This is a genomic window from Halopiger djelfimassiliensis (genome assembly GCF_000455365.1).
Lineage (GTDB): Archaea > Halobacteriota > Halobacteria > Halobacteriales > Natrialbaceae > Halopiger_B > Halopiger_B djelfimassiliensis.
This window is the reverse complement of the sequence record NZ_HG315686.1, coordinates 899,291-923,584: the sequence shown is the minus strand read 5'-3', so window position 1 is coordinate 923,584 and position 24,294 is coordinate 899,291. Positions and strand designations below refer to the sequence as shown.

General features: G+C 65.1%; 21 protein-coding genes and 2 pseudogenes. 10 read left to right on the top strand and 13 right to left on the bottom strand.

The genetic code is table 11. From position 1 onward, the window contains the following. Both TX80_RS19850 and TX80_RS18780 read right to left on the bottom strand, forming a co-directional pair. Positions 1-200 (bottom strand): annotated as a pseudogene (locus TX80_RS19850) (hypothetical protein); the annotation flags it as partial. Further along, positions 197-1,426 carry an eCIS core domain-containing protein gene (locus TX80_RS18780; protein WP_081661634.1) on the bottom strand — a complete coding sequence of 410 codons (1,230 nt, stop codon included), beginning with the start codon at positions 1,424-1,426 and terminating at the stop codon, positions 197-199. The gene TX80_RS18780 and the pseudogene TX80_RS19850, both read right to left, overlap by 4 nt. Before the next feature lie 888 nt (positions 1,427-2,314). Between TX80_RS18780 and TX80_RS20030 the strand changes: the two genes are divergently transcribed. After that, positions 2,315-2,449 carry a hypothetical protein gene (locus tag TX80_RS20030; protein WP_268258153.1) on the top strand — a complete coding sequence of 45 codons (135 nt, stop codon included), beginning with the start codon at positions 2,315-2,317 and terminating at the stop codon, positions 2,447-2,449. Positions 2,450-2,524: 75 nt separating this feature from the next. On the opposite strand, the gene TX80_RS15385 is transcribed toward TX80_RS20030, so the two are convergent. The 3 genes from TX80_RS15385 to TX80_RS15375 all read right to left on the bottom strand — a co-directional run bounded on the left by TX80_RS15385 (position 2,525) and on the right by TX80_RS15375 (position 4,333). Further along, entirely contained in the window at positions 2,525-2,773 is a 249-nt protein-coding gene (locus TX80_RS15385; protein ID WP_049924047.1) for a DUF6684 family protein, read from the bottom strand. Next, complete coding sequence (locus TX80_RS15380; RefSeq protein ID WP_049924046.1) at positions 2,770-3,165, bottom strand: DUF7541 family protein; 396 nt, start codon at positions 3,163-3,165, stop codon at positions 2,770-2,772. The genes TX80_RS15385 and TX80_RS15380 overlap by 4 nt, the downstream gene beginning before the upstream one ends. Positions 3,166-3,268: 103 nt before the next feature. Then, positions 3,269-4,333 carry a polyprenyl synthetase family protein gene (locus TX80_RS15375; RefSeq protein WP_049924045.1) on the bottom strand — a complete coding sequence of 355 codons (1,065 nt, stop codon included), beginning with the start codon at positions 4,331-4,333 and terminating at the stop codon, positions 3,269-3,271. Positions 4,334-4,486: 153 nt separating this feature from the next. Between TX80_RS15375 and TX80_RS15370 the strand changes: the two genes are divergently transcribed. Further along, complete coding sequence (locus TX80_RS15370) at positions 4,487-5,839, top strand: M28 family peptidase (RefSeq protein ID WP_049924044.1); 1,353 nt, start codon at positions 4,487-4,489, stop codon at positions 5,837-5,839. Positions 5,840-5,880: 41 nt separating this feature from the next. Next, positions 5,881-6,660, top strand: a complete 780-nt coding sequence (locus TX80_RS15365) for an NAD(+)/NADH kinase (RefSeq protein WP_049924043.1) — start codon at positions 5,881-5,883, stop codon at positions 6,658-6,660. Positions 6,661-6,764: 104 nt separating this feature from the next. Here the strand turns inward: TX80_RS15365 and TX80_RS15360 are convergent, their stop codons facing one another. Both TX80_RS15360 and nth read right to left on the bottom strand, forming a co-directional pair. Then, positions 6,765-7,010 (bottom strand): hypothetical protein, encoded by a 246-nt coding sequence (locus TX80_RS15360; protein ID WP_049924042.1) that lies wholly within the window; start codon positions 7,008-7,010, stop codon positions 6,765-6,767. Between the two features lie 71 nt (positions 7,011-7,081). Beyond that, positions 7,082-7,765 carry an endonuclease III gene (gene nth, locus TX80_RS15355; RefSeq protein WP_049924040.1) on the bottom strand — a complete coding sequence of 228 codons (684 nt, stop codon included), beginning with the start codon at positions 7,763-7,765 and terminating at the stop codon, positions 7,082-7,084. A 133-nt stretch (positions 7,766-7,898) separates the two neighbouring features. Here nth and mvaD point away from each other — a divergent pair, with 133 nt between their 5' ends. Then, positions 7,899-8,882, top strand: coding sequence for a phosphomevalonate decarboxylase MvaD (mvaD, locus tag TX80_RS15350; RefSeq protein ID WP_049924038.1), 984 nt, complete (start codon positions 7,899-7,901; stop codon positions 8,880-8,882). 51 nt (positions 8,883-8,933) lie between these two features. On the opposite strand, the gene TX80_RS15345 is transcribed toward mvaD, so the two are convergent. Genes TX80_RS15345 through TX80_RS15335 form a run of 3 tightly spaced genes read right to left on the bottom strand, consistent with a single transcriptional unit; the run spans position 8,934 to position 13,910 of the window. Then, a complete protein-coding gene (locus TX80_RS15345) occupies positions 8,934-10,055 on the bottom strand; it encodes a M24 family metallopeptidase (protein ID WP_049924037.1) in 1,122 nt (373 codons plus the stop codon). Positions 10,056-10,080: 25 nt separating this feature from the next. Continuing rightward, positions 10,081-11,877 carry a hydantoinase B/oxoprolinase family protein gene (locus TX80_RS15340; RefSeq protein WP_049924036.1) on the bottom strand — a complete coding sequence of 599 codons (1,797 nt, stop codon included), beginning with the start codon at positions 11,875-11,877 and terminating at the stop codon, positions 10,081-10,083. After that, on the bottom strand, positions 11,874-13,910 hold the full coding sequence (locus TX80_RS15335; RefSeq protein ID WP_049924034.1) for a hydantoinase/oxoprolinase family protein: 2,037 nt from the start codon (positions 13,908-13,910) through the stop codon (positions 11,874-11,876). Before TX80_RS15335 ends, TX80_RS15340 begins: the two co-directional genes overlap by 4 nt. A 186-nt stretch (positions 13,911-14,096) precedes the next feature. On the opposite strand from TX80_RS15335, the gene TX80_RS15330 reads away from it, so the two are divergent. The 3 genes from TX80_RS15330 to TX80_RS15320 all read left to right on the top strand — a co-directional run bounded on the left by TX80_RS15330 (position 14,097) and on the right by TX80_RS15320 (position 18,457). Beyond that, complete coding sequence (locus TX80_RS15330; RefSeq protein ID WP_049924033.1) at positions 14,097-14,429, top strand: cupin domain-containing protein; 333 nt, start codon at positions 14,097-14,099, stop codon at positions 14,427-14,429. 213 nt (positions 14,430-14,642) lie between these two features. Continuing rightward, complete coding sequence (locus TX80_RS15325) at positions 14,643-16,700, top strand: hydantoinase/oxoprolinase family protein (protein WP_049924031.1); 2,058 nt, start codon at positions 14,643-14,645, stop codon at positions 16,698-16,700. Beyond that, positions 16,697-18,457, top strand: coding sequence for a hydantoinase B/oxoprolinase family protein (locus TX80_RS15320; RefSeq protein WP_049924030.1), 1,761 nt, complete (start codon positions 16,697-16,699; stop codon positions 18,455-18,457). The genes TX80_RS15325 and TX80_RS15320 overlap by 4 nt, the downstream gene beginning before the upstream one ends. 90 nt (positions 18,458-18,547) lie before the next feature. On the opposite strand, the gene TX80_RS15315 is transcribed toward TX80_RS15320, so the two are convergent. After that, positions 18,548-19,093 carry an Lrp/AsnC family transcriptional regulator gene (locus tag TX80_RS15315; protein ID WP_049924029.1) on the bottom strand — a complete coding sequence of 182 codons (546 nt, stop codon included), beginning with the start codon at positions 19,091-19,093 and terminating at the stop codon, positions 18,548-18,550. A gap of 126 nt (positions 19,094-19,219) precedes the next feature. Between TX80_RS15315 and TX80_RS15310 the strand changes: the two genes are divergently transcribed. After that, positions 19,220-20,365 carry an NAD(P)/FAD-dependent oxidoreductase gene (locus tag TX80_RS15310; RefSeq protein ID WP_049924028.1) on the top strand — a complete coding sequence of 382 codons (1,146 nt, stop codon included), beginning with the start codon at positions 19,220-19,222 and terminating at the stop codon, positions 20,363-20,365. A gap of 79 nt (positions 20,366-20,444) precedes the next feature. Here the strand turns inward: TX80_RS15310 and fen are convergent, their stop codons facing one another. Together fen and TX80_RS15300 are read right to left on the bottom strand one after the other, a co-directional pair. Beyond that, positions 20,445-21,422 carry a flap endonuclease-1 gene (fen, locus tag TX80_RS15305; protein WP_049924027.1) on the bottom strand — a complete coding sequence of 326 codons (978 nt, stop codon included), beginning with the start codon at positions 21,420-21,422 and terminating at the stop codon, positions 20,445-20,447. Positions 21,423-21,505: 83 nt separating this feature from the next. Beyond that, entirely contained in the window at positions 21,506-22,075 is a 570-nt protein-coding gene (locus TX80_RS15300) for a GNAT family N-acetyltransferase (protein WP_049924025.1), read from the bottom strand. A gap of 122 nt (positions 22,076-22,197) precedes the next feature. Between TX80_RS15300 and TX80_RS15295 the strand changes: the two genes are divergently transcribed. Then, a complete protein-coding gene (locus TX80_RS15295) occupies positions 22,198-22,749 on the top strand; it encodes a hypothetical protein (RefSeq protein WP_049924024.1) in 552 nt (183 codons plus the stop codon). Positions 22,750-23,498: 749 nt separating this feature from the next. Beyond that, positions 23,499-24,133: pseudogene (locus TX80_RS18775) on the top strand (IS6 family transposase). Positions 24,134-24,294 lie beyond the last annotated feature (161 nt).

Below are 24,294 nucleotides of genomic sequence, written 5' to 3'. Positions count from 1 at the left end.
AAACGACGTGCCTGAGATACGCTCTCGTCTTCCTCGTTCGTCCGTTTTGATGGATCATCTGGATAGCCGTCTTGGGCATGTTGATGGACAGATCCAGCGGTCTCAACGGCAATTGCATGTTCCATTCCATTGTTATCAAATACATCTACAACTACTAGCCCGTCTTGTTCTCCATGGACTGAAGCTTCCACCGCAATCACCTATTCACCAAGTTTCTAACTGAATCCATTGTTCCATCAGTCTCCTCTTTCTCGCGCTGGCCTTCCTCGTCGTCGTTGAAGATAGAGAGGCGATCTCTGAGACTCTTGTAACCGTCCCCGAGTTTTTCGAGGATTCCCGCGCCGTCGATGGCCTGCTGGAGGCCGTAAGTGCCGCCAGCCAGAACCGCCGTCAGACCGGCAGCGGCCACCACATCACCGTTCTGGGCGAGCGTCGGCAAGAGATCCATCAGCATCTCGTTGCCCGCGATGGCGTTTCCGAGGTCAGTCTCGGTCGCCGCTCGTGTCCCTGCAGTGATCCCACTGGCTCCGACAGCCGCAGCGGCACCGGCCGTCTTATCTGCCCAGCCGCTGTGTACTTCATCCTCGAGCGCACTCAAGTTGGATTTTGTGTCTTGAATCTCTCGCTGGTTTTCAGTGACGGTTTCCCGCAGATCGGCCACCGCTTCAGTGAGCGTGTCGAGTCCTTCATAGGTCATCGACTCGGCGCTCTTTGCCACTCGCTGGACGTGAACGTCCGTCCCCATCCGATTGATCGTCAGTGGCTCATCCGACAGCGCCTCGTGGGCCGCCTCGTCGGCCTCTCGCTCTAACTGCGGATCCGGATCGATCTCCAAGTTAGCATCCGACTGAGGCATCATGCTGATCGCCGCACCGGTTTGCTGGCGAACGTGAGCGAGTTCGTGTGCCAGCAGGAACTGCCCCTCCGCGCTCTCGGGATCGTACTCGCCGGAATTGAAGACGATGTCGTTGCCGCAGGTGAACGCTTTCGCATCGATCGATTCAGCCGCCTCGGCGGCTTTCGCGCCCGTGTGAACCCGGACGTTACTGAAATCTGCATCCATCCGTTCCTCGAGAGCGCGTTGAATGGGCTTCTCGAGGGGTTGGCCACCGTCGCCGAGTACCTCGAGGACGGTATCGGGCACGTCGCCCTGAGTCGTATCGGTGCCGGCGAGTGCGCGCTGGATCTGTTCTTCGCGTCGCGTTAGATACGCAGGCGCATCGGTGAACGGCGTGGTGGTAACCGCGTCGGGAGCGGCAGTCCCGGTTTCGACCGCGGCCCCTTCGCCGGGGACTGGCCCGGCGACTGCGGCCGGGTTCCTCGCTCGAGACGATCGGCCGGCCGATCGAGACTGATCAGCGTCCGCGTTCGAGGACTTCTTGTCGCGTTCGCGCTCGCGTTCGCGTTTCCGGCGTTTCTTCGTCATCTCATTCCCTCCGTCGCTCGGTCTCCGGACTGGCGTCGACACTGTCCAGTGGTCCGGTTCATTTTCTCCTCATTTAGATTGACATAACATAATTGTTTCTCTCGAGTTGATGTATCCGTGAGCGCGAGGCGTGACTCGACGGTCAACGGCCGTTCGTGCTCGAGAACGCGGACCCATCTTCGGAGTCCTCGAGACGGCGGCGGGGACGGGAGGGGGCTGGAAGCCGCGTGAGGCCGTCACGACCGGCGTAGATTCGCGCAGTCGATCATCCGGCCACACTGAACATTCACGGGCCAGCGCACTATCCCGCAGTCCCGGATCGGTCCGTGCCACGACGTGGCCGCTCGAGCCACGTGCCGAGATGCGTCCCCCATGGGTAGACCCCCGTAGAACGAACCGGTCCCCACCGGCCGCCGATGGCGACGTCGATATTGCCGTCGCTGTCGCTATCGCTCGAGCCGACGTGCCGTGGATGTAACCCAGTAACATAGTCGGCCCGAAAACGCACCTCGGACGCGTCGCTCCCCGTATCAGGCGGGCTGACTGTCGTGCGAGACGTTTATGTCTCGGGAGCGAGTACGCAATCATGGCTTCAGACCTATCCGGGTTGGAAGCCACGTCTCGGGTGTCTCCAGCACCCGGGGCATTTCAGCGCATGCCCCCGCGACTGTTCTGGAGACGGTAGCTTCCGGGGAGAACTAACACGCAGACCGACTTATATCTACTGGCAAGTCCGACGTAACTATATGCGCGTGACCGCCACGCGAACGCACGCGTGCCGCCTCGATCGACGAGCGACCGCCGTCGGATCGACTCGGACGAGCTGGCCCGACTCGAGCGAACCAAACGCTATTGTACTCGTCGTCGTATTCGCGGTCGTGATCGCCCGTGAGTCCTGACAAGCCCGATTCGTCCGGGATCGTTCTCCAGCGACGGCTTTCCGAGAAGGAGTTGTTCCTGCTGTTGCTCGTCGGGATCGCGATCCTGATGGCGATGACGGGGTTTTTGCTCGTGATCAACTGAGGCCTCGAGTCACGCAGTCGCGGCGCTATTCGCGTGTCGACGACGAGTCACGCGTTGACGACGCGCGGTCCGCGATCACTGTTCTCTCTCTTGGCCCCGCGTCCGTTCGTCGCCTTCGATTACGCGAGCCGAGAGGACGGTGACGAGTCCGAGCAGTATGATCACCGACAGCAACACGGCGAACTGGATCGTCGACCGGAGCGGGTCGAACCCCCACGGGTTGAACGCCGCAAAGAGCACGACGAAGAACACGATGATCGCGAGCGGGATGAGGTTGACCGCGAGATCGAGCGCGATTTCGGCGTCGAACGCGCGTCGACTCATCGATACTGGGAGGTGGCCGCTCCGAGGATCGTTACGAGGCCGGCGACGGCGATCGCGGACCCGCGACTCGCCAGTCCGACAAGCCCCTCGAGCGGGGCAAGCGTCACCAGTCCGGTCCCGACCGCATACAGTGCCGTCCCGCCGAGGACGAAAAGGAGGCCGAAGCCGTACGCGAACGATCGCGGGTTCCCGAACCGGTTCGACTCGGCGACGATCCCGGTGACGCTTGCAGCGAAGACCACGAGTCCGACGACGGCGACCGGGAAGAGATCGACGACGATACCGACCTCCGAGGCGGCGAGGCCGACGGCCACGAGCACGGGCCACGGGCTCGAGGTCGTTGGCTGGGAGGCGGCGGTCGCACTCGAGGTGGAACTCGAACGGTCGGCCATAGCCGTCGTACAACGGCCGGCCCGTAGTAGCTACCCCTGCCGTTCGGTTCGCGTGTCCGTCACGGCGGCCGGACTGTCACCGGAGCGGGACCGTCCGGCTCGGTTACTCTTCGCGCTCGATAACGAACTCGGTGAACTCGTGGAGTTTGCGGGTCGTTTCCGGGTCGAAGTCGAGGCCGTCGATCTCGGCTCGCGCCTTCTCGGCCAGTTCCAGCGCCCGTTCGCGGGCGTACTCGATACTGCCGGCGGATTCGAGTATCGACAGCGCCTCGAGTACCTCCTCGTCGGTATTAGTATCGCGCTCGAGGATCGTCTCGAGTCGCGCAGCCGTCTCCGGCGGACTCTCCTCGATGGCGTGGATCACGAGCAGGGTCTTCTTGCCTTCCCTGACGTCGTTGCCGAACTCCTTGCCGAACTCGCCGGCACGTCCCAGCGAGTTCTCGACGTCGAGGATGTCGTCGCCGATCTGGAACGCGACCGCGGTCAGTTCCGCGTAGTTGGCGACGGCCCGCTCGACTTCGGGGGGCTGGTCGGTGATGATCGCGGCGAGTCGGGCGACGATCCGGCCCAGACACCCGGTCTTGCACGCACACATCTCGAGATACTCCGCGGGGCTGACCCGGACGGCGGGTTCGTTGTGCCAGCAGATGTCCATTCCCTGTCCGAGATGTGTCCGGTTGAGTTCGTCCATCAGCATCTCGTAGGCGGCCAGTCGCCGGTCGGCCGGCAGGTCGGCGGGATTCGCGGTCAGAATCTTCAGCGGCAGGAAGTACATCGCGTTGCCGGCGTTCAGGGCGACGTCCCGGCCGTAAACGTGGTGTAGCGCCGGGTCCCCGCGGCGCTTCGCGGCTTCGTCCTCGACGTCGTCGACGATGATCGTCCCGTTGTGAAGGATCTCCGGAATACATGCGTAGGGGAGATACTCCGCCGGGTCCTCTCCGAATCCCTCGACGAAGACGAGAAAGAGCACCGCGCGCCACCGTTTGCCGCCCCGATCGAGCAGGTCCCAGAGCGGGTCCGACAGCGCCCGCTGGATCCCGTCGGGATCGTACTCGTAGGTCGGCTCGCCGAAAAACGACTCGAGGTATTCGGCGTCGATCTCCCGTGGGACGAGGTCGGTGATGGCCTCGTCGACGGTCGGCCGCCACTCGGCAAGCGTCTCCCGCATACTCCCCCCGTGACGGAGGGACGTGAAAAAGATTCATTCTTCGTGCCGAAAACCGGTTGTACGGCTGACCGGTCGGCAAACGGCCGTTCGAGAACGCGGGTGTGGTCGGTCACGAACGGTACAGTTACCAGACCGCACCTCCATACGGCCCACATGAGCGATTGGATCGGTGACGTTTTCACGAGCGACGTCGGGTGGACACACCTCGAGCGACTGGTCGATATCGGCAACCGAATGGCCGGCAGCGACGGCGAACGCGAAGCCGCAGTGGTAACTCGCGACGCGCTCGCCGAGGTCGGAGCGCGGAACGCCCGTCTCGAGCCGTTCGAAATTCAGGGCTGGACCCGCGGCGAGAGCGCGATCGTCGCCGGCGACGAGGAACTCGACTGTATCGCGCTCCCGCGGAGTCCGGCCGACCGCGTGACCGCGCCGCTGGTCGATCTCGGCTACGGTCTCCCCGAGGACTTCGCGGCACGCGACCTCGAAGGGACCGTCGTGATGGTCCGAAGCGACGTTCCGGACTACCACGACCGGTACATCCACCGTCGGGAGAAGTATTACCACGCCGTCGACAACGGTGCCGTCGGCTTCGTCTACCGCAACCACGTGGAGGGCTGTCTCCCGCCGACCGGGAGCGTCGGCACGGACGCGAACCCGATCGGCGAAATCCCGGCCGTCGGCGTCTCGAACGAGGTCGGTGCGCGCCTCGCGAGGCGGTTTACCGGCGACCGGATCGAACTCGAGGTCGACGCCGAGACCCACGACGCCGACGAGCCACGCTCCGCTGCGGGGCGAACGTCCGATCCGACCGAGAGCCAGAACGTCCACGCCGAACTCGGCCCGGACACCGACGAGCGGATCCTCGTGACGAGTCACGTCGACGCCCACGACATCGCCGAAGGGGCACTCGACAACGGCGCGGGGACCGCGATGGTCGTCGAAATCGCCGCCGCGCTGGCCGATCGCGAGGACGAACTCGATACCCGCGTCGAGTTCGTCGCCTACGGGGCCGAAGAAGTCGGACTGGTCGGCTCCTCGCACTACGCCGACCACACCGACCACGGGACGATCAGTGCCATCGTCAACAACGACGGCGTGGTCGGGAACCGGACGCTGTCGCTTACCACACACGGGTTCGCGGAACTCGAGGCCGCCGCGACCGACGTCGCCGACCGCTACGATCACCCGATCGAGACGGTGCCGAAACTCGGTCCCCACAGCGACCACTGGCCGTTCGTCCAACACGGTGTGCCGGGCTATCACGTCAAATCCACGTCGGACGATGTCGGCCGCGGCTGGGGCCACACCTTTGCCGATACCATAGAGAAGCTCGAGCCCCGAACCCTTCGGGAGCAGGCGATACTGCTGACCGACCTCGTCGTCGAACTGGCACGCGACGAGCGGACGATCGAACATCGGGATTCCGAAGCGATCGCGGCGGATCTCGAGGCCCAGGGGCTCGCCGAGGGACTCCGCATCACCGGCGACTGGCCCTACGACGAGTAGGCGACCCTACGCTTTTGAGCGATCCGCGCCAACGGAGCGATATGGACGCCCCGTGGCCCGACGACGAGCAGCCGGAAGTCGGAATCGTCCGTCCGGACGCCGCCGCCCTCGCCGATCCGCTTTCGACCGCCGACGTCACGGTCGTGAGCGGCGACCTCGATACGGTGTTGGCGGCCGACCCGTCAGTGCTGGTCGCGGCCGGTGAACCCGCTCTGACCGGGATCGCTCGCGCCCGGCCCGGCGTTCCCGTTCTTCCGGTCGGACCGATCCCCGGAATCGAAAGCGTCGACCGCACCCACCTTTCCGAGGCGCTTGCGGCCGTTCTCGAGGGAGATGTGCGCGTTCGTCCGCGGACGATCCTCGCGGCCGAGGTCGACCGTGCCGGCGACGCCGCCGATACCGACACCCGTAGTCGGGCGTTGTTCGACGTCACGCTCGTTACCGACGAACCCGCCCGTATCTCCGAGTACGGCGTCCGGAGCCGCGGCGACGTCGTCGCGACGTTTCGAGCCGACGGCGTCGTCGTTGCGACGCCGGCGGGGAGTCACGGTTACGCAAGCGCGATCGAGGCCCCACAGGTCTCGGCGGCCGTCGACGCGGTCGCCGTCGCGCCGATCGCCCCGTTTGTCACCCAGACGCGACGCTGGGTGCTTCCGGACGACGACGTTGTCCTCACCGTCGAACGCGACGAGGGCAACGTCACGCTCGTCGCCGACGATCGATCAGTGGCCTCGGTCGCCGTCGGCGCACGGGTTACCGTGTCTGCCGACGGAACGCTGCCGACACTCGTCGTTCCCGACGGTGCACTCGAGATGCGGTGAGACTGGACGACCACGGCGTGTGCCGACTGCTCGAGCGCCGGACCCCGCCGGTAGCCGTGAAAAACTCGGGATCGCCGGTCGACAGCGACCGCGGTGGACCGGCGTTAGCTGTTGTACGGTTCCTCGTCCCGGTGGTGGTCGGGGTTCGCGTTCTCGAGGGCGTCGGCCTCCCGATCGGCGGATTTGTGTTCGATATCCTGTCGACGCTGTTCCTCGTCCTGTCGCTCTCGGGCTTCCATCTCCTCCTCGGTGAGCCCTTCCTCCTCGTCCTCGGCGTCGGTATCCTCGCGGGCCAGTTCGACGTCCCGCCCGTGCTCTTCCGTGCCGGTCTCGTCGCTGTTGTCGGTCATCGTGATCCCGGCTGGCGCTACCGCCGGTCGCGGAAAAGGCGTTGGGCTTGCGACGGTCGGCCCGGATCCGGTTACCAGGGCTCTCCCGAGGCGAGGTCGATCTCGCCGTCGCCCTTCTCGGAGGGACAGATATCCGCGAGGACACACTCGCTGCAGTCGGGATTGCGGGCGGTACAGACCGCGCGGCCGTGGTCGATACAGAGGTGGGTAAACTGCTGCCAGTAGCCCTCGGGGACGAGGTCCATCAGCTCCCGCTCGATCGCCTCCGGCGACTCCTTCTCGGTCAGTCCCAGCCGACGGGTGAGCCGCTGGACGTGCGTGTCGACGACGATCCCCTCGACGACGTCGTGGCCGTGTTGCAGGACGACGTTTGCCGTTTTCCGGCCGACGCCCGACAGCTCCGTCAGTTCGTCCATCGTGTCCGGCACCTCCCCGTCGTGCTCCTCGACGATCGTCTCGCAGGCGCTGCGGATGTACGTGGCCTTGTTGTTGTAGTAGGTGATCGAGTTCAGGTCCTCGGCCAGTTCGTCCTGCGGTGCGTTGGCGTAGTCAGCCGGCCCGTCGTACTTCTCGAACAGGCCCTTCGTCTCCTTGTTCACCCGCTCGTCAGTACACTGGGCCGAAAGGATCACGGCGATCAGCAACTCGAGGCGGTTCGAGTATCGCAGCGAGATCGTCGAATCGGGATACTCCTCTTCGAGGCGCTCGACGATCGTTTCGGCTTGGTCTTCGCGGCTCTCGAGCGGCGTTCCCATTAGCCCTCCCTTTCGAGAGCGGCCATTTGAGGGATTCGGTTCCGGCGGGAACGTCTCGATCTCGGCTCGAGCGACCGCGTCGGGCCGGACGAATGCCGTGAGCTTTAAGCGGCCTTCACTCACGTGTGAGGGTATGAAAGCAACCGCGATGGCCCATCCCATTCAGGGGTTGGTCAAGTACCACGGGATGCGCGACGAAATCGAGCGGCTCCCGTACCACGACAGCATCAGCGTCTGTACGGCACCGAGCCACACCCGGACGACCGTCGAGTTCTCGATGGATCACGACGAGGACACGTTCGTCGTCGACGGCGAGGAGCTCGACGGGCGAGCCTACGAACGGGTCGAGGCCGTCGTCGAGAAGGCCCGATCGATGTCCGACGCCGCGCACACGGTCTATCCGGTCCGCCTCGAGAGCGAGAACAGCTTCCCCACCAACGTCGGGCTTGGCTCGTCGTCGTCGGGCTTTGCCGCCGCGGCGATGGCGCTTGCGGAGGCGGCGGAACTCGACGCCACCAAACAGGAGGTGTCGACGATCGCTCGCGTCGGCTCCGCGTCGGCCGCGCGAGCGGTCACCGGCGCGTTCTCGCAGCTCCATACCGGCCTGAACGACGAGGACTGTCGCTCCCGGCGGATCCCGACGGACCTCCACGAGGACCTCAAGATCATCGTCGGACTCGTCCCCTACCACAAGGAGACCGAAGACGCCCACGAGGAGGCCGCCGACAGCCACATGTTCGAGTCGCGGATGGCCCACGTCCACGGCCAACTCGCGGAGATGCGCGACGCGCTCCGGAACAACGAGTTCGAGCGCGCGTTCGAACTCGCCGAACACGACTCGCTGTCGCTTGCCGCGACCACGATGACCGGCCCCTCGGGGTGGGTCTACTGGCAGCCGGCCACTCTCGCCGTCTTCAACCGCGTGCGGGAACTCCGCGAGGAGGAGGACATCCCCGTCTACTTCTCGACCGATACCGGCGCGAGCGTCTACGTCAACACGACGGAAGAGCACGCCGAGGAAGTCGAGGAAGCGGTCGCCGACTGCGGCGTCTCGACGACGACCTGGGACGTCGGCGGTCCCGCTCGACTGCTCGACGACGACGAGCACCTGTTCTAAACCGCCCTGCGAGGCGTCGGTACGGATCCGGCGGGACGGGAGCGCGGAGCCTTACTCCTCGAGCGGCCGCCAGGTTCGGGGCGATCGGTTCAGCCGGTCGCAGCCGTCCTCGGTGACGACCACCAGATCCTCGATACGGACGCCGAACTCGCCGTCGAGGTAGACGCCCGGCTCGATGCTGAAGACCATCCCCGGCTCGAGTTCGCGGTCGTTGTCGTTCGTGATGTACGGCGGTTCGTGGACGTCGAGGCCGACGCCGTGGCCCGTCCGGTGGAGGAACCGCTCGCCGTAGCCCCGATCCTCGAGGGCGGAGCGTGCGGCGCGGTCGACGGCGCGGGCCTCGACGCCCGGTTCGACGACCTCGACGGCGGCGTTCTGGGCTTCCAGCACGGCGTCGTGGACGGCCTCGAACTCGGCCGACGGCTCGCCGTCGAACACCACGGTCCGGGTCTGATCGCCGGGATAGCCGTCGACGCGGGTGCCGAAATCGAGGACGACGGGATCGCCCCGTTCGATCGTCCGGTCGCCGTGGCGGTGGTGTGGCTGTGCGCCGTTCGGGCCGCTCCCGACGACGGTCTCGAAGGAAACCCCATCGCCGCCGGCATCGGCGAGTCGGTTCTCGATCTCGGTCGCGAGTTCGCGTTCGGTCATCCCGATCGCGTCCGCGCCGAGCCCCCGGATCGCCTCGCTGACCGCGTCGGAAACCGCCGCCGCCTCGCGGAGCGACTCGAGTTCGGCCGCGTCCTTCCGAATCCGTAGCTCCTCGAGCACCTCGCTCGCAAGCCCGAACGAGGCGTCGGGAAACGTCGCTTGCAGGTCCTGCGTGAACATGGCCCACATTCGGTCGTCGACCAGCAGCCGGCCGCCCGAAAGCCCCAGTTCGTCGCCGATCGTCTCGAGCAGGGCCGTGGGGTCGTCGCCGTCGCTCCAGGTTCGAACGTCCGTGATCGGGGACTCGCCCCGGATCTGTGCGTCGTACATCTCGGGGGCGACGAACAGTTCGTCGTCGGGCGTCACGATCAGGAACAGGTGCCGCTCCATCGGCTCCTCGTCGAAGCCGCCGAGGTAGTGCATGTTCGAACTCGGGAAGCAGACGAGCGCGTCCGCGCCGGCCTCGCGCAGCGTTTCGCGGGCGTGCTCGAGTCGGTCCTCGATGACGGTGGCGTCGGTCATGGTGGTGTCGTTGTCGTCGTTCGTGTCAGTCGGACCTGAGTCGTTCGGTTTCCGCGGCGTCGATCTCGCCGTCGTCGGTGATCGCGACGCCGTAGTCCTCGCGGGCCGCTTTCCGGGAGACGTAGCCGTCGAGGACGTCCTGACGGACGGCTTCGGGATCGCGGTCGTACGGGTCGCCGTAGCCGCCGCCCCCGCCGGTACGGTTCGAGATGACCTCGCCTTCGTGGAAGGTCCCGCGGAACATCCCGACCCGGAGCTTGTCGTCGTCGTAGCGGTCGGTGTTGTCGACAAGCACCTGAACGCGCTCGTCGGCGTCGTCCTCGAGATCGAGGACGAGACCGTTTTTCGCGCCGGGTTCGCCGCCGTCGATCCCCCAGCCCGGCTCGCGCGTCTTCTGGACGATCGACAGCGCGCCGACCGGATGCTCGATGCGGTAATCCCGCCGGAGTCCGAGACCGCCGCGGTGCTTGCCGGGGCCGCCGGAATCCTGCCGGAGCGAGAGTTCGTCGAACGAGATGGGGGCTTTGTTCTCGAACACTTCGACGGGGATGTTCTGGACCATCGTCTCGGTGACGTGCATCACCGAGTTGGCCCCGTCGTGGTCGTTCGTTGCTCCCCAGCCGACGGCGTCGTTGTTGGCCTCGACGAACTGGCGTCCGGTCTCGGGGTCCTCGCCGAACAGCATGACGTCGTTGAGGTCACCGCCCGAACTCGCGGGGATCCGCTCGGGCATCGCCTTCGCCAGCGCCTTGAACACGACGTCGACGCTGACGATCCCGGTCCAGATCGTAAACGTGGGCGCGGGGTAGCTCGCGTTGAAGAGGTTCCCCTCGGGGGCGTGGATCGAAAGCGGCGCGTACTGCCCGGCGTTCGAGTCCTCCCCGGGCGTCGTGATCGCCTTGAAACAGAGCTTACAGACGGTCTCGGTCATCCCCCGCGGGATGTTCAGCGGTTCGTCGACCTGCTCGGACGATCCCGAGAAGTCGACGTGGACCCGCTCGCCGTCGATGGTGACCTCGACTTCGATCCGGATGCGGTCGCCGGTCGTTCCGTCGGCGTAGTCGACCGCGGACCACGTTCCGTCCGGAAGTTCCCGAACGGCTTCACGGGCGGTTCGTTCGCCATGGTTCTGGATCCGATCGATACACCGACCGACGGTTTCGCCGCCGTACTTGCCGTGTAGCTCCCGGAGCCGCTGTTTGCCGGTCCGTATCGCCGCGATCTGGGCGTTGAGATCCCCGAGCACTTTGTCCGGTATGCGGGAGTTGAACCGGATCAGATCGAGGATCTCCTCGTCCGGTTCGCCGCCCTTGTACACCTTCGTCCCCGGGAAGATCACGCCCTCCTGATGAACGTCCGTCGAGTCGAGGACGTACCCCTCGTCCTTCGCGCCAAGGTCGAGCCAGTGGGCACGCGTCGCGGCGTAGCCGATGAGGTCGTTCTCCTCGCGGGGGACGTCAGGTCCCTCGCGGAAGATCGGCGCGAACACGCCCACGTCGAGGGTGTGCGTCGAACTCCAGTAGGGGTAGTTCATCAGGATGACGTCGCCCGGCTCCATGTTCTCCTCGCCGACGTGCTCGACCACCTTCTCCAAGGCGTAGTCGTTCGCGCCGAGGAACAGCGCGAGGCCGGGCGAGTCCGCGATCAGGTTCCGGTCGCGGTCGTACAGCGAGATCCCGAAATCGAGGATCTCGTAGATGATGGTGTTGTAGGCGGTCCTGATCAGCGTCCGTTGCATCTCCGTCGCGGCCGACGTGAGGTAGTTTCGAACGACCTCGACCGTGGCCGCGTCGAGTTCGTCGGTCGCGTTCGCGTCGGTCATCGCGAGTCACCTCCGTCGATGACGAGCTGTCCGTACTCGTCGACGGTCCCGGTCTGGTCGGAGTGGAAGACGATGGTCGTCGTCGGTTCGCGGACGATCGCCGGCCCCTCGATCGACGCCCCCGGCGGCAGGTCGCCGCGGTCGTAGACCGCGAACGCGGTCCGCTCGTCGACGGCGAAACAGTAGGCGTCCCGGGACCCGATCGGCTCGGCCGAGCCGTCGGCGGCTTCACGGCGCTCGAGCGGCGGTTTGTCGTTGCGTCCGATCGCGCGGACCCGCTGGTGGACCACTTCCGCCGGGTCGTCCATCGCGTGTCCGTACCGCACCTCGTGTTTGCGTTCGAACCGGTCGCCGATCTCGTCGATCGTGTCGAACTCGTTTGCGTCCACCTCGACGGTGTGTTCCTGTCCCAGATAGCGCATCTCGAGGGTGTGCTCGAGATGGATGGCCTCCTCGTCGAACCCTTCGGCCGCCAGCGTGTCGATCGCTTCGGCGTCCAGGTCCGCGAAGGTCCCCTCGAGGTCCGCGGGCTCGAGGTCGGTCAGGGCCTCGATGTTCGTCCGCGCGAAGTCGTAGACGACGTCGGCCATGAGCATGCCAAGCGCCGAGAAGACCGCGGGAGCCCGCGGAACGACGACCTCGTCGACGCCCATCTCCCGGGCCAAAAGCGGGACGAACATCGGGCCTGCGCCGCCGAAGGCCATCATCGAGAACTCCCGGGGATCGAGGCCCTTTTCGATGGTGATCTCGCGGATCGCACCGACGGTGTTGGCAAGCGTAACGTCGAAGACGCCACGGGAGACGTCCGTGACGCTCGAGTCCAGCGGCTCCGCGAGCGTCTCGGCGATCGCCGCTCTGGCTCCGTCGGCGTCGAGTTCCATGTCGCCCCCGAGGAAGTCGTCGGGATCGATGTACCCGAGCGCGACCGCCGCGTCGGTGACGGTCGGCTCGGTCCCGCCGCGGCCGTACGCGACGGGGCCGGGTTCGGCTCCCGCGCTCTGGGGGCCGACCTTGAGGAGGTCGCCGTCGAGCCAGGCGATCGAGCCGCCGCCCGCCCCGATCGTCCGGATGTCGTAGACCGGGATCATCAGCGGCTGGTGCTCGAGTCGGGAGTCGTACTTCACGGCGGGCGTGCCGTCCTCGATGACGCAGGCGTCGAGGCTGGTGCCGCCCATATCGACGGTGACGAGGTCCTCCCGTCCCGTCTCGCGGCCGACGTGGGACGCGCCGATGAGGCCGCCGGCCGGCCCCGACAGGATGGTCTGTACCGGCGCGTCGGTCGCGCTGTCGGCGGTCAGGGTCCCGCCTCCCGATCGGGTGACGAAAAACGGCGCGTCGAACCCCTGCTCGGCGAGTTCCGAACCAAGGTTGTCGATGTACGTCTCGAAGATCGGTTTGATGTACGCGTCCATCACGGCCGTGCTCGTGCGCTCGTACTCGCGGTACTCGCGGGTAATCGCGCTCGAGATGGAGACGCTGACGTCGGGGTAGGCTTCGCGGACGATCCGTGCGGCCTCGCGTTCGTGGGCGGGGTTTCGGTATGAGTGGAGGAAACAGATCGCGATCCCCTCCACGCCCTGTTCGTCGACGAGGGTGGCCGCGGCCTCCCTGACGGCGTCCTCGTCGAGGGGTTCGACCTCCTCGCCGTCGGCGTTCAACCGTCCCGGAACGCCGACGCGTCGCCGTCTGGCAACCAGTGATTCCGGTTTCTGGTAGCGGATGTCGTACATCGACTCCCGCTCGACGTTCGTCCGGCCGATCTCGTAGACGTCCCTGAACCCCTCGTTCGTGATGATCCCCGTCGTCGCGCCCTCCCGCTCGAGGACGGCGTTCAGGCCGAGCGTCGTCCCGTGGACGAACGCTTCGGTGTCTTCGAGCGTCGCGCCGACCTTCTCGATCGAATCGAGGACGCCCGATTCCGGTTCGTCCGGGGTCGTCGATACCTTCTCGACGGTGACCTCGCGAGTCGAGCGATCGAAGGTGATCGCGTCGACGAACGTGCCACCGATGTCGACTGCCAGCCGTTCTGTCACGTGTTATCTCACCTCAATATTCGAACCGTCGACGGCATTGGTAATATAATTTGTGTCGAAATCCGCGGTATAGTACACGTATCGAAAATAGTATTTAACAAAATGAGTAGTAGAAACAGTATTAGAGTACTTATTGTGTACATGTTCGCCCAAAGAGTTACCCCGGCTGAACCCGACCGTCTGGGCATGAGTGACGTTACCGTCCATCGACTCGCGAACGTCTGGGAGGAGAGTCACGGCGACCCGTACGCGCTGTTCCGAAGCGAGGATCCGGAGACGGAAGTCGGGAGTTACGTCATCGACCCCGGCGAGCGCGTTCCGGCGAGCGACACCACGAGCCACGAGGGCGACGAGATATCGATCGTCCTCTCGGGCGAAATCGATCTCGTCGCGGGAGGCGACCGGCGCACCGTCGGCCCGGAGTCCGTGACGGTCATCCCGGCCGGAACGCCCCACTACAGCGAGAACACGGGCGACGAACCGGTCCGACTCGTCTATACTGTCCTCGGGGACCGCTGAGGACGTCTCGAGAGCGTGGCGGGACCGACAGTGTCGCTTCGCCAGCACCCTCGTTTACGGGGCGTGCGATTCCCCGTGACGGCCCGACGTTTCGTCACGGACTGTTTCTGTCGAATACCGAGCTATTTCACACATGCTGTAGATCGAAACGGACATAATTAAGATAGATAGTACACAGAAAGTTTAATTGTGCGCCTCACATTGTGACTCGTTGTGAGTGCGAATAGCACGCGTGTCGCGGTCGATATCGGGGGTACCTTTACCGACCTCGTGGCCGTCCGCGACGGAACGTTGTCGCTCGAGAAGGCCTCGACGACGCCGGACAACTGCGCCGACGGCGTCGTCGACGTGCTCTCGAAAAGCGACCTGACGTTGTCCGACGTCGAACAGTTCGTCCACGGGACGACCATCGTCATCAACGCGATCACCGAACGCGAGGTCGAGGACTGTGCGCTCGTGACGACCGACGGGTTCCGGGACGTCCTCGATCTCACCCGCGCCAACGGACCGGACATGCTCGGCTTCCGGTACGAGAAACCCGAACCGTTCGTTCCCCGCCGGGACCGCTTCGAGGTCCGCGAGCGGATCGATCAGGCCGGCACCGTCGTCACCGCTCTCGAGGAGGCCGACGTTCGCGAGGCGGTCGCCGAGATCCGCGAGCGGGGAATCGAAACGATTGCGGTCGCGTACCTCAACGCGTACGCGAATCCGGAACACGAACGCCGAACCCGGGAGGTAATCGCCGAGGCGTATCCGGACGCCTACGTCACGCTTTCCCACGAACTCACCGAGGAGTATCGGGAATACGAGCGGACGAACACCGCGGTACTCAACGCCTCGGTCCGTCCGATCGCCGACGAGTATCTGACGACCCTCGAGACCTACCTCGACGAGAACGGCGTCGACGGGAACCGGTACGTCATGCAGAGCAATGCCGGGACGAGCAGCTTCGGCCGGGCGCGCGAGCGCCCGATCGAGATGGTCGAAAGCGGGCCGGTCGGGGGCGTCGTCGGTGCTGCACGGATCGGCGACCGCGTCGGGGAACCCGACGTCATCAGTTTCGATATGGGCGGCACTACCGCCAAAACGTCGCTCATCGAGGACGGCGGCGTCGATATCGGCACCGAATACTGGCTCGAGAGTTCCGTCCGCGAGGAGGGGGCTCCGGTGCAGGTGCCGGTGGTCGATGTCGTCGAAATCGGCGCGGGCGGCGGGTCGATCGCCTGGATCGATCGGGGCGGCTCGATCGACGTCGGCCCCAAGAGTGCGGGGGCGGACCCGGGGCCGGCCTGTTACGGCCGCGGCGGGACCGAGCCGACCGTCACCGACGCCACCCTCGTTACCGGACGGCTCAACCCGGAGTACTTCCTCGGGGGCGAGATGACACTCGATACCGACCGCGCGCACGCGGCCCTCGAGCCGATCGCGGACGCGTTCGGGACGAGCGTCCGCGAGGCGGCCCACGGCATCCTTCAGGTCGTCAACTCGAAGATGGCACACGCGCTGAAGCAGGTCACCCTCCGTCGGGGGAACGATCCTAGACGGTTCGTCCTCGTGGCAAGCGGCGGGGCCGGGGGACTCCATGCAGCGACGCTCGGCCGCGAACTCGGGGTCAAGGAGGTGATCGTCCCCCGGGCACCGGGCCAGTTCTCGGCGTGGGGAATGCTGTTGGCGGATCGACGCCGGGATTACGTCCGGACGCTCGTCCGATCGTTCGAACCCGACGCGGCTGAACCGATCGCCGACGCGTTCGCGGCGATGGTCGAACGCGCCCGCGAGGAGTTCGCCGCCGAAGGCGTGACCGCCGCGGACATCGAGATCGAACGCAGCGTCGATCTCCGGTACAGCGGACAGGAGCACACGGTACAGATACCCCTCCGGACCGACGAGTCGGGGCTGACGGCAGCCGCCATCGAGCGGACCGTCGAACTCTTCCACCGTCGCCACGAGAGAACGTACAACTTCCGGCTCGAGGACCCGATCGAGGTGGTAACCCTCCGGCTCACCGCGACGGCCGACGCGCCCAACCCCACCATCGATGCCCTCGAGCGTGACGGACAGCTCGCGGACGCACGCCGGGAACGCCGCATCGTCGATTTCGGGGCCGAAAGAAGCCACGAGACATCGGTCTATGCCCGGTCGCGCCTCCCGACAAACCGCTCTTTCGAGGGGCCGGCGATCGTCGAGGAGCCGGCGTGTACGACCCTCGTCCATCCCGACCAGACGTGTCGTGTCGACGAGTACGGCAACCTCAGAATCAGCCAGCAATGAGCACCATTACCGAATCCGCTCTGGACCCGTTCACGCGGGAGGTCATCACGAACGCGATCCAGAGCGCGGCGGAGGAATCGTTCATCAACCTCGGGCGAACGGCCAAATCGAGTGTGCTCTACGAGACCCTCGACTACGCCTTCGGGCTGGTCGACCCCGACGGCAACGTCGTCGCGCAGGCAACTGGTGTCCCGGGGTTTCTCGGCACTCTGCCGTTCTGCGTCGAGGGAGCAGTCGAGAAGTTCGGTCTCGACGGGTTCTATCCCGGCGACGTCGTCCTCCTCAACGACTACCGCGGCGGCACCCACCTCAACGACGTCGCGATGGTGGCACCGGTGTTCGTCGAAAACGAGATCGTCATGTTCGCCGCATCGAAAGCCCACTGGATCGACATCGGCGGCAAGGACCCCGGGTCGTGGGCGACCGACGCCTCGAGCGTCTTTCAGGAGGGGGTCCAGTACCCGATGGTCAAACTCTACGAAGAGGGCCGGCTCAACCGGGGCCTGCGCGACGTCGTCGCGGCGAACTCCCGGATGCCGGAGACGACGCTCGGGGACATGCAGGCCCAGCAGGCGTCGCTTTCGGTCGCCGTCGAACGCGTCCAGGAGATCGCCGAGCGGTACGGCACGGAACCGCTCGAACGCGCCGTCGAGGAGTGGCTCGACTACGGCGAACGGTTGGTACTCGAGGAGATCGAGTCGCTCCCCAACGGAACCTATCGCGCCGACGATTCCCTCGACGACGGCATCACCGACGACCCGGTGTCCGTCACCGTCGAAGTGACGATCACCGACGACTCCGTTCGATTCGATTACACCGGGACCGATCCCGAAACCGACGGGCCGATCAACTCCCCGTATGCCGCATCAGCCAGCGGGGCTCGGGCGGTGTTCCGGGCGATTACGGCCCCGGACGCACCAGCCAACGGCGGGCTCTTCGAACCGCTCGAGGTGGTCATTCCGGAGGGAACGGTCCTGAACGCGACCAAGCCTGCGCCGATCGGTACCGACTGGGAGTCGTCGGCGATGGCGGCCGACCTCCCGTGGAAGGCCCTCGCGCCGGCGCTGCCCGAGAAGCTGTCGGCCGGCCACTTCGCGAGCGTCTGCTCGACGATCGTCGGCGGCACCGACGACCGAACCGGGGACGACTTCCTCGTGGTCGAACCCCAGCCCGGTGGATCGGGAGCCTGCCACGACCGCGACGGGGCGGACGTCCTCGTCCGTAGCGGCGACGGGGAGTCCCTCGAGATGCCGGTCGAAGTGATGGAGACGCGGTTCCCGCTGTTGTTCGAGCGGTTCGCGCTGGATACGCCACAGGACGCGGGCCACGGGGAGTTCCGCGGCGGAACCGGCTTCGTTCAGGACTACAGGGTGTCCAACGACAGCGGCGCGTTCATTACGGCGTCGTTCGGCCACTCAGAGTCCCCGCCGTGGGGCGTCGACGGGGGACAGGACGGGGACGGAAACTACATCGAGATCCTGAAAGCCGACGGCACCACCGAACGCCACCGGACGCTGACCAACTACGAACTCGAGGCCGGCGACACCGTCCGCTTTGTCACGAGCGCCGGCGGCGGCTGGGGCGACCCGCTCGAGCGCGACCCCGAACGCGTACTGGCCGACTACCACGACGACTACATCACTGCCGAAACCGCAGCGGACGTGTACGGCGTCGTCATCGACGACGGCGAACTCGACGCCGAAGCGACCGCGAAGCGACGGCGGCGACTGAGCGAGTCCGCTTCCGCGGATCGTTGAGACGCCGTGTCACGGCGGGTCGGGCTATCGCCGTCACCGTCGCTCGGGAGTACACCCGCCCCGGTCGCTGTCTCGACGATCACCGCGGCGTCAGTCCCGATCGAGGGTGCCCTCGATATTGCTGTGCCAGGCCTTGTGTGTCTTGATCACCGGCGTCACTTCGTACTCCTCGACGATGTCGTGTTGCATGAGTTCGGTGACGTACGTCTTGACGTCCTGTAACGAGGCATGCCAGACACGAACGAGGACATCCGACCGACCGAGGTACTCGTCGACCTCGTAGATGAGTTCCTGATCGACCAGAAACTCGATGAACTCGTCGATTTCGTCCCTCGTCGCGCCGGACGAAAGCGTTACCTGAACGTCAGCGTAGCTGAGTTCGACCTCTTGAAGAACCAGAACACCGATGATCTTGATGATGTTTTCGTCCTCTAGCTTCTTGCGACGGCGGCGAACGGCCGTCCGCGAGAGATCGACGCGTTCGCCCAGTTCCGTATCCGAGATCCGACCGTCCTCGTTCAGGATACGGTAGATCTTGTAGTCGATCTCGTCGAGATGCTCCGAAACCAGATCCCCGATGTGTGCGTCCTCGAGCGCCCCATCGACGCTGTTCTCTTCGGTCGAATGATCCGACATAGCACGTATTGATCCTACATATCTACCAGCCTATAGTTCCCCATGATACCGTTGGTAGCCGGCTCACACAGTTTGTCGTTCGGCGTCGCCACCCGGTATATGTGTCTCGGGCCAGTCCGTGATAGTATGCACGTCGTCGTCCTCGGCGCGGGCTATGCGGGGTTGACCGTGACGCGCTTGCTCGAGCGCGATCTCCCGTCCGACGTCGGGATCACGCTGGTCGACGAATCGCCCGACCACCTCGTCCAGCACGAACTCCACCGGGTGATCCGGCGGCCGAGCGTTGCAAACGAAATCACGGTCTCGCTGCCCGCGACGCTCGAGCGGGCGACGGTTCGGGTCGCACGCGTGGAAGAACTCGACCGCGACGAGCGCGTGGTATCGCTGTCCGACGGCCGCCTCGAGTACGATGTCGCGGCGATCTGTCTCGGCGCACGGACCGCTTACTACGGGATCGAGGGCGTCGCCGAGTACGGCACGCCGCTGAAACGGCTCGCTCACGCCCGCCGGATTCGGTCGCGAGCACTCGAGGTGATCCGGGGCGACGAGGGTCGGATCGTCGTGGGCGGGGCCGGCCTCTCCGGCGTCCAGGTCGCGGGCGAGCTCGCCGCACTGGCCCGCGAATCGGGCGGAACGGCGTCGATAACGATCCTCGAGCAACTGGATCGCGTTGCGCCGGGATTTCCGGCGAACTTCGGCCGGGCGGTCACGCGAGCGCTCGAGGCGTACGGAGTCGAGGTCCGGACCGAAGCGACCGTCATCGAGGCCGACGAGACGCACGTGGCCCTCGAATCGGGCGAGTCGGTCGCGTACGATCAGTTCGTCTGGACCGGCGGCATCCGCGGTCCGGATGCGTTCGAGGGCGATCGACTCGCGGTCGGCGACGACCTGCGACTCGACACACGCACGTTCGCGGTCGGCGATGCCGCGCGAGTAACCGACGCCACCGGCGACGCGGTGCCCGCGAGCGCGCAGTCTGCGGTCCGGGAGGCACGGACCGCTGCCGAGAACATCGGCCGTCTCGTCGACGCCGAGCGCGACGACGCCGCGGCCCTCGAACCCCACCTCGAGTCGTTTACCTTCCACTCGCCGGGGTGGCTGGTCAGCGTCGGCGACGATGCGGTGGCACAGGTCGGCCCGGCGGTCCTGACGGGCCGAGCGGCCAAGGCACTGAAGACGACCGTCGGCGTCGGCTATCTCTCCTCGGTCGGGGCCGTCCGCAACGCCGCCGAGTTCGTCTCCGGCGAGCTCGGGCGGGACTGCTCGAGTTGAGCTGCCTCTGTTCCGGCCGTCGGGCGCGCGAACCGTGAGAGCGTCGGTCAGTCGTTCGTCCGGCCCTCGAACCGGAGGGTCAGGTCCACCGATCCAGTCCCGTCTGCGTGACGCTCTCCTCGATGCGTTCGAAGCCGCGTTCGACCTCGCCGGCGGCGACGCCCCATTCGTCGGTAACGTACTCCCGTGCGGCCTCGAGATCCGGATCGAGCGTCGCGTCGAACGCGTAGTCGTCGGTGACGTTCGGGTCGCGAAAGAGCTGTCGGACCCGGTCGCCGTACTCGACGCTGTCGCCGCGTGCCTCGAGGACGCTCCAGAGATCGCCGTGCTCGGTGATTTCGGCGATTGCCGTCTTGGGGCCGATTCCCGAAACGCCCTCGTTGAAGTCCGTTCCGATGAGGATGGCCGCGTCGATCAACTGCTCGAGCGTCAACGCGTGGTGGTCGAGGGTGGCCTCGAGATCCATGAGTTCGGGATCGCCCTTGCTCGTCAACTGCCGTAGCGTCAGCGGCGCGCCGAACAGGAGGGCGTCGTAATCCTCGGACCCGACGTAGTCCGCGTCGCCCCGCCGGACCATGTGTGCGGCCTGCGCCTCACCCTCCGCGGGCGCTTCGACGATCGGCACGTCGAGCAGTCGGAGTAGCTCGCGGCTCGTCTCCTGGATCGTCGGCGTCAGCCGCTGGGTTCGGGATTCCAGTTGGGCGATCGCGACCTCGTCGCCCTCCTCGCGGGCGGCCTCGAGTTGCTCCTCGTAGGTTCGGCGCTGTTCGCGCCGGGACTCGATCTCGTCTTCCTTCAGCTCGGAGGGGCCGCCGTCGAAGACCATCACCGGCGTGATGTCGTTCTCGAAGAACTTCGGCAGCCCCTGAACGATGCCGACGAGGTTGGCGACCTCGGTGCCGTCCGCGGTCGTGTACGCCGCGCTGTCGGTCCATTTGACCGTCGTGGTCAGATACCGGTAGAGCCAGTTGTGCGCGTCGACGGCGACGACACCCTCGACCTCCGCGAAGGGGATCTCTTCGATAACGGCGATATCGCGTAAGGCAGCGTTTCCCATCGGCGACCACTTGGGCGGACTGGGATTTGAATCGTTGGCTTCGGCTGTCGTGTCCCGACGTCGCGTTCGAAATCGGCTGCGGTTCAGTCGGTTCGGTCCGCCGTCGCGGGCGGTCCACCGTTGCGTCTGGACTCGAGAAACCGCTCCTCGGCCTCCGAGAGGTCCCGTTCGCGAAACGCCGCGAGACCCGCCCGGTAGGCCTCGGCGGGAACGGTTCCGTCGTCGCCACGTTCGCCGTCCCCGTTCGGATCGGGATACTCGAGCACCAGTTCGGCGATTCCGGTCGTCTCGCCGGTGTATCCGAACCCCACCCGGTAACACGCCTCGTAGGCGAAGGGGTTGTTCACGGCGATCCGAAGGCGATCGTAGCCGCGTTCGAGCGCTCGTTCCCGGACGTGCTCGAGCAGTGCGGGTCCGATCCCCTCGCCGCGCCGCTTGCGCTCGACGGTGACATACCGCAACCACAGCGTCGATTCGTCGGTCCGGTCCTCGTTGAACGCGACGGCGGCGACGATCGTCCCGTTTTCGTCGCGGGCGACTGCCTTCCCGGTGTTCGTCATGACGAACTTGCCGGCGTAGCTGAACCGCTCGTGATCGAGGCGCAGTTTCGGCCCGTCCGGCGGCCAGCCCAGCAGTTCGTATTCGTAGGCCACGGCGGTCGTTCGGCCGCCCAGTACCTAAGCGTCACGTCCTCACGTTTGTCCCGGCAACGCGACTACACAGGATTCCTGCCGGACAAATCCTTTTGTTACCGTTGGTAGTAGGACGGCCCGCTATGAGCGCGGAGTCCGAAAACACGTCGACGATCGGCATCGGAAGCCGCAAGGGATGGCCCATCGGTGGCGCGCTCGGGGGGGCGATCGGTGCGGCCGCGTTCGGCGTCCTCATGTGGGCGCTGGATCCGGAGATCGTTTCGGTTGCGATCCCCGCGATCTACGGCCTAGACCCCGTCGGCGTCGTCGGCTGGGGGATCCACATCGCTCACGGCATCGTCCTCGGGCTGGTCTTCGGCTTTCTCATCACCCGACGGCCGATCCTCGGGATCGTCCAGACGAATCCCGAGACCGAAGCGCTCTCCCGAACCGGCCTCATGCTCCGGGTCGTCGGTGCCGGATTCGTCTTCGGGCTGGCGATCTGGGCGATCCTTCCGCTGCTCGTGCTGCCCGTCTGGCTCGAAACCATCGGAACCGGCGCGGCCGCCGACTTCCCCGGCGCTGCCGTCCAGAGCCTCGTCGGTCACGTGTTGTTCGGGACGGTCCTCGGGATCGTCTTCGCCGCCACGATCGATTTCGACGATCGGGCTGTCGACACGCCACTCGAGGCGTAACCCGTCCGATCGGGGCCACCGCTCGAAACCGACTTCGCCAGCACCGGGTCCGCAGTACGTCGTCTTTCATCGCCGAACAGTGCTCTTTCGCCCGTTCCGGGTCGAACCTGTCGGTCAGGTCCTCGGTACATTCTTTCGACGATCAGAACGACATGGAAATATCCGTCGAGGACGGGAACGCTATCGTGGCCGCCCTCGAGTCACCGCCCCGCCGTCCGCTCTTCCGGGTGGCTACTCGAGGCGATCGTACGCGGCAGTGATCGACTGTGGATCTTCTGACGTGATCGTCTCAGTCAGAAAATAACACTAATTTGTCTTGCCTGAGTCAAAGTCGAGGACATCGCTCTCCAGAGCACTGATCGGTGTGTGAGTCGGGAGTACGATCTCGAGCGGCCACTGCTCGAGAATATGGGGTGGCTGACTGTTACTGACTGGATCAATGACTTTCACGGTAATCTGCTTCCCAAGACACAGCGAATAACAGAAATTCCGAATTGTTCATTACCGAGAACTGTCTTGATAAGTAAATATATAGCTCCGGATGGACAAAGCCGTCGGCGATGGCTGGCGACGTGTGCGGGTGCAACCGTCGGGATGGCGACTCTCGCTGGCTGTAACGCGTTGAGCAACGACGGCGACAAGGCGACGGCCGACGCTTCGCCAGGCGGCGTCGAGGACGACGGCGATTATGGTCCGGGCGCTGTTTCGTTAAGCGTGAAAAGTGAGGCGGCACGATTTTGTGCTGGTCTATGGCAAAAATCGACCGCCTCAACGGTTGTAGCGACTGGATTGATTTGAGTTTTGTGGAGCGAGAGCGGACACCGCGTCGGCTAATGGAATTCGGTATGCGACTCCATCTCGCCGGCTTATCGCTTTCGAATACCGTTCGAGAATTAGAGAAGTTCGGTGTCCAACGCAGTCGCAAGGCGATCCATGACTGGGTTCACAAGTGCGATCTACAGCCGGCAGATGATGCGGATCCGAATCACGTCGCGCTCGACGAAACGGTGATTCAACTCGACGAACATCGCTATTGGCTGTACACTGCTGTCGATCCAGAAACGAACAAAATCCTCCATATTCGGCTGTATTCGACGACTACGACCGCGTTGACAGAACGGTTCTTGCAAGAACTTACTGAGAAACATGATCTCGACGATGCTGTGTTTCTCGTCGATGGAGCAAAACATCTTCAGACTGCACTCCGCCGATCTGGGCTCCGATTTCGATACGAAAAACATGGAAATCGGAACGCTGCTGAACGTGTCTTTCGTGGATAAAACGACGTACCTCTTCGTTCTCAAACTGTTTCAGTCACGCAAAACCGTCAACAGCAGAATCGTGGCTCCAAGCCTTCGCCGTCTGGCACAATGCTACAAACTAAACACGACCCATGTGTCTGAACAATATTTTTTCCCTCTAGGGTCATAGTCTCCATCAGCAACGGCTGGCACCGGTCCACCCTTCGAGATGACCGCACCTGGCATAAGTACGATGACCTCCGTATACGTCTCGAAGTTGATCGGTTCGTTCTTCCCGACCTGG

Bases quoted from the DNA above. Each gene is read 5' to 3' on its own strand.
- TX80_RS18780 (WP_081661634.1), bottom strand. From the start codon at position 1,426: ATGACGAAGAAACGCCGGAAACGCGAACGCGAGCGCGAACGCGACAAG.
- TX80_RS15380 (WP_049924046.1), bottom strand. From the start codon at position 3,165: ATGGCCGACCGTTCGAGTTCCACCTCGAGTGCGACCGCCGCCTCCCAG.
- TX80_RS15385 (WP_049924047.1), bottom strand. From the start codon at position 2,773: ATGAGTCGACGCGCGTTCGACGCCGAAATCGCGCTCGATCTCGCGGTC.
- TX80_RS15345 (WP_049924037.1), bottom strand. From the start codon at position 10,055: ATGACCGACGCCACCGTCATCGAGGACCGACTCGAGCACGCCCGCGAA.
- TX80_RS15320 (WP_049924030.1), top strand. From the start codon at position 16,697: ATGAGCACCATTACCGAATCCGCTCTGGACCCGTTCACGCGGGAGGTC.
- TX80_RS15330 (WP_049924033.1), top strand. From the start codon at position 14,097: ATGAGTGACGTTACCGTCCATCGACTCGCGAACGTCTGGGAGGAGAGT.
- TX80_RS15340 (WP_049924036.1), bottom strand. From the start codon at position 11,877: ATGACCGACGCGAACGCGACCGACGAACTCGACGCGGCCACGGTCGAG.
- TX80_RS15310 (WP_049924028.1), top strand. From the start codon at position 19,220: ATGCACGTCGTCGTCCTCGGCGCGGGCTATGCGGGGTTGACCGTGACG.
- TX80_RS15370 (WP_049924044.1), top strand. From the start codon at position 4,487: ATGAGCGATTGGATCGGTGACGTTTTCACGAGCGACGTCGGGTGGACA.
- TX80_RS15365 (WP_049924043.1), top strand. From the start codon at position 5,881: ATGGACGCCCCGTGGCCCGACGACGAGCAGCCGGAAGTCGGAATCGTC.
- TX80_RS15360 (WP_049924042.1), bottom strand. From the start codon at position 7,010: ATGACCGACAACAGCGACGAGACCGGCACGGAAGAGCACGGGCGGGAC.
- mvaD (WP_049924038.1), top strand. From the start codon at position 7,899: ATGAAAGCAACCGCGATGGCCCATCCCATTCAGGGGTTGGTCAAGTAC.
- TX80_RS15315 (WP_049924029.1), bottom strand. From the start codon at position 19,093: ATGTCGGATCATTCGACCGAAGAGAACAGCGTCGATGGGGCGCTCGAG.
- TX80_RS15295 (WP_049924024.1), top strand. From the start codon at position 22,198: ATGAGCGCGGAGTCCGAAAACACGTCGACGATCGGCATCGGAAGCCGC.
- TX80_RS15375 (WP_049924045.1), bottom strand. From the start codon at position 4,333: ATGCGGGAGACGCTTGCCGAGTGGCGGCCGACCGTCGACGAGGCCATC.
- nth (WP_049924040.1), bottom strand. From the start codon at position 7,765: ATGGGAACGCCGCTCGAGAGCCGCGAAGACCAAGCCGAAACGATCGTC.
- fen (WP_049924027.1), bottom strand. From the start codon at position 21,422: ATGGGAAACGCTGCCTTACGCGATATCGCCGTTATCGAAGAGATCCCC.